Raw genomic sequence first — 4,100 nt, 5'->3', positions numbered from 1 at the left:
CGACCTCACCGAGAATCGCGTCATCACAACGGAATCACGCTTCGCGGCCTGTCTCAACTGACTTTTGCAACAAAATCGGCACTTTTGAGACATGCCGATGGCCTCTGACGAAGTCCGCTGTTGAGGGAGGGCAAAGCCGACTTCCCGGTTGCCCGCCCGACCTTCTCAGTTTGACCCGCAGCGGACGTCAGATGGTTGATAGCGGTCTGACTCTCAGCCCTACAAGGTCAGGAATTTCTCAAATTTCAAATTTTTTGGGGCCTCATTGCGAGGGCTTGAGCGAGTGTTCCACCATGTAGTCGGCAATCTTCTTGCCCATGTCCACGCCGACGTCGAGCGAGTTGCGGAAATGGATCCCGCCCCAAACCCGCACATTGCACTGCTCGTCCGCCAATTCTTTGATGCTGGCAAACTGACGCTTCTTTGTTGGATCGACGAGGTCGGTGGCCGTCACCGATACGCCATGCGGGGACGGAACAACCAATTCCAGCACTCGTGCCGACACTCCGGCGACGATCGCCGCCTGTGATGGGTATTCCGGGTGCATCGGCGTTGCATTCGACGGCGTCCAGCCGGCGTCGCGCTCGGTGGCATCGTTGCCATCCATATCGCCGTTGCGTATCGCCGTGACCGGACGCCAGAAGTTGTAGGTAAACTTCGCATCCCAGTCGTTAATGAAGGTGTTCGCCATCGCCATGTTGAGCAAGGCGAAGAGCCGGGCATTCTCCGCGAGTCCCAATCCCTTGGCCGCCGAGATCTGTCGCGCCGCTTCCTGCCAGGCGGGGCTGATATTCGCCTGCGTCCAAAACTTCACGATGTCGGACTGCTCCGCTGTCCGCGCCGTATTTCGGATGCCACCTAGACTCTTCGTCTCGTTGTAATCGCGCGCATAAATCGCGCTTGTCAATTGTGGGGGCGGGCCTGGGCGGAATTGGTCGGCGCTCTTAAGCACCCAAGGCTTCGCTTGGGCATATTGGGCCATTATTGGCGGCGTGGTAGGTATCCATACTCCCGGCGTGGCAACGGGCCGGTAAGTGTCGGGGGCACTGGTGCCGTCAGCCGCGCGATCGGCCTGGACGAGCGCAGCCACCTTTTCGCCAAGCGCTAAGCCCGAGGTCTTCCCTGCACCATCCGGGATCGCCTTGGTCGAGGTGGTGTAAGCCTCCTCAATCAAGGCTTTCTGACCGGGATAAAGTTGGAGCAGGAGTTGCCGGGCCGCCGACGCGGCTGCGGCTTCGGCCGATGCATCGCGCGCCAAATCCCCTGTGGCAATATAGCGGGCATATCGGCCCTGCACCGAGTTGACGGCATCGGACATCGCAACATGGACCATCGCCATGCCGCGGGTCCACGGATTGCCGGCAATATTCTCAGCCTTGAGGACCCCGATCGCTGTCTGATTCCAGTCTGTGACGGTGTCGGCATTCGCCGTGCATGTCGCGAAAGAGATCAGAATGCCGATTGCTGCGGCTGTGTGTTTCATGTCGCTCCCCGTCCGCTGTAACTCCAGTGCTCAGTTGGATGGTGAGTTGGAGCTTACCCGAGTTTGCGAACGAGCGGGAGAAAAAGCAAAGGAGTGACCTATGTCTACTTTTATCACGAAGCGGAAGAGCCGAGCCGATCTGGCGATGTCCGCTTCCATTCCGGGGGAGGGCCGGAAGTCATGGTCAGACCGGCAAAACGACGCGAATGCCCCAAAGCGGACGAAGCCAGTTTTCCCAACCATCATTGAGGTAGGTCAACGCCCGAACCGTTTACCTCTTCTCGGGGGAGCGTTAGTCAAAAACGTTGCATTTCTGACGAGCCGATGCCGTGTCTCCTTTCCTAGGATGGCTCGGCGCAATCACTGGGAGGTAACATATGAATCAGCCCGCTATTGCCGCTGCCTCCACGCCGACAACGCTCCTGCGGCGGGCCGTCACCTGGTGGCTCACACAGGTAAGGCATGCGCTTCCGCCAACAATCTTCTTCTTCGTCGGCTTCAACCTGATCCTATGGACCAAACGTCTGATCCTGCAGGAGCACGGCATCGAGTACAGCGGCTTCTTCACCGCGCGCTAGTAGCGGCGTTACTGGTCGGAAAAGCCGTTTTGGTAACCGACAACCTACCCTTCATGCGCCGCTTCGACGGCGCGCCAATGATCCAGCCCATCTTGTTCAAGAGCGCCATATACTGGCTGTGCGTTTTGACTGTGCGGCTGGCCGAGGAACTCGTCCATTTCGTCGCCGCAGGCGGCGCTATCGCCGATTTCGGAGACCACTTCGCTGGTCAATTTCCGTTGGCGCGTTTTTTGTCAATTCAGATATGGTTGATGGTCCTGTTCCTTGCCTACGTCACGATACACGAACTTAACCAGCTCTTCGGAGACGGTGAGCTGTATCGCCTGTTCTTCCGCTGGCGCTCGTCCGAGGCCAAACTCACCCGCCGTCGGCGCATTCGCCTGCTCACACATCTCAACCGACTCACCGAAGCTAACCCAATCGAGGCGTTCAGTGACCGGACATCGCCTGTGCACACCGAGCTCGTCGCCATTCTCCACCAACTGGCTTCGCCGCCACGTCGGCCGAGCCTGACTGCGACATGACGCTGCGGAGCGGACCCGGCTTCTCCTAATGGCACCTTTGAGACATGCTCGCCTATCCTGAGAATGTCCGTTCACTTTAGACCGGAAGTCGCCGTGGTCCGGTCAAACCGACGCGAATGATGTGGTGGACGACGCCCGCTCCCGGCATCGGATGTGCCAAAGGGGTGATCGTTGAACAACGAATCACCTGAGGGGGTCGTCCACATGTATGTTAGCACCATCGGCGTTGATCTCGCCAAGAACGTATTCCAAGTTCACGGCGTGGACATTGCGGGCAAGGTCGTTATGACCCGGCAGTTGCGGCGCAAGCAGCTCTTGGACTTCTTTAGTAAGCTTCCCGCTTGCCTGTTGGCATGGAGGCCTGCGGAACCGGTCATCATTGGGCACGTGAACTCTCCAAGCTCGGTCACACCGTTCGTCTAATGCCGCCGAGCTATGTGAAGGGTTATGTCAAACGGTCGAAAAGCGATGCTGCCGACGCAGCTGCGATCTGTGAAGCCGTGACACGCCCATCGATGCGGTTCGTGCCAATCAAGTCGGCCGATCAGCAAGCCTTGCTGATGTTACATCGAACACGGGATCTTTTAGTCCGTCAGCGCACGCAGCTGGTCAATGCGCTCCGAGCCCACCTTGCCGAGTTCGGCCTCGTTGCGGCGACAGGGCGCGAAGGTCTCGCGCAGCTTGCCGTGATCATCACGGACGAGAGTAATCGCGAACTTCTTCCATCTGCAATGAAACTGGCGTTGCAGACCATTGTCGATCAACTCACTGCTCTAGAACTGCAGATCGGAACCCTGGATCGCGCCATAAGCGCCCATCATCGTGCCAATGACACGAGCTGCCGCCTCGAGACCGTGCCCGGGATAGGTGTGATCGGAGCCACGGCCCTCGCTTCCACTGTCACAGATCCGAGCGGCTTCAAAACCGGTCGAGACTTTGCGGCATGGATCGGCCTTGTGCCGCGGCAGCACTCGACGGGTGGCAAGGAGCGGCTCGGTGGCATCTCCAAGCAGGGAGATCGCTATATCCGACGCTTGCTCGTCATCGGTGCAACGGCTGTTGTTCGACAAGCCCGGCAGCATCCACAAAAGCATCCCTGGATCATGAGGCTGCTGGCCAAAAAGCCGGCAAAGCTCGTTGCCGTTGCGGTTGCCAACAAGATGGCGCGCATCGCTTGGGCGATCATGGCCAAGGGAGGATGCTATCGCGCGCCGGAGCTTGCTGCAGCCGCCTGAAGAGGCTCGGCAATGTGGCGTGAGGCGACAGCGGAGTAAGACAATCGAATTGCGAGGGTGATGATGACGTGATGCGAAACGGTCGAGCCGTCGATTGGGAAAACCCGCTTCTGGGTCATGGGCGACCAAGCCCGTGCGAATGATTGGGACCCGATCCGCGGACTACATCAGGGCCAGCGGTCACGGTGCCGCGCAAACAGGCGGACACATGACTTGCACCCGACCGCAAGCCGCACGTCAGATTCTTCTTGCAATGCGGGCGTCGTCCACACATGACCCA

The 4,100-nt window shown here is 59.0% G+C and carries 3 protein-coding genes and 1 pseudogene; 3 read left to right on the top strand and 1 reads right to left on the bottom strand.

Going from position 1 to position 4,100, the window contains the following annotated elements; genetic code table 11:
• Positions 1–262: 262 nt before the first annotated feature.
• Positions 263–1,483 (bottom strand): vanadium-dependent haloperoxidase, encoded by a 1,221-nt coding sequence (locus tag JQ575_RS43855; RefSeq protein ID WP_212039343.1) that lies wholly within the window; start codon positions 1,481–1,483, stop codon positions 263–265.
• A gap of 377 nt (positions 1,484–1,860) precedes the next feature.
• Here JQ575_RS43855 and JQ575_RS43850 point away from each other — a divergent pair, with 377 nt between their 5' ends.
• From JQ575_RS43850 to JQ575_RS43840, 3 genes and pseudogenes are all read left to right on the top strand, one after another.
• On the top strand, positions 1,861–2,061 hold the full coding sequence (locus tag JQ575_RS43850; protein ID WP_212039342.1) for a hypothetical protein: 201 nt from the start codon (positions 1,861–1,863) through the stop codon (positions 2,059–2,061).
• Between the two features lie 29 nt (positions 2,062–2,090).
• Positions 2,091–2,585: a hypothetical protein gene (locus JQ575_RS43845; RefSeq protein ID WP_212039341.1), complete on the top strand. Its 495-nt coding sequence runs from the start codon at positions 2,091–2,093 to the stop codon at positions 2,583–2,585.
• A gap of 204 nt (positions 2,586–2,789) precedes the next feature.
• Positions 2,790–3,820, top strand: a pseudogene (locus tag JQ575_RS43840) (IS110 family transposase).
• The last annotated feature ends 280 nt before the right edge of the window (positions 3,821–4,100 follow it).

Source organism: Bradyrhizobium sp. JYMT SZCCT0428 (genome assembly GCF_018131075.1).
Classification (GTDB): Bacteria; Pseudomonadota; Alphaproteobacteria; order Rhizobiales; family Xanthobacteraceae; genus Bradyrhizobium.
This window is presented reverse-complemented; position numbering and strand designations above follow the sequence as displayed.

Coding starts and splice junctions, on each gene's coding strand:
- JQ575_RS43855 (WP_212039343.1), bottom strand. CDS start 1,483: ATGAAACACACAGCCGCAGCAATCGGCATTCTGATCTCTTTCGCGACA.
- JQ575_RS43850 (WP_212039342.1), top strand. CDS start 1,861: ATGAATCAGCCCGCTATTGCCGCTGCCTCCACGCCGACAACGCTCCTG.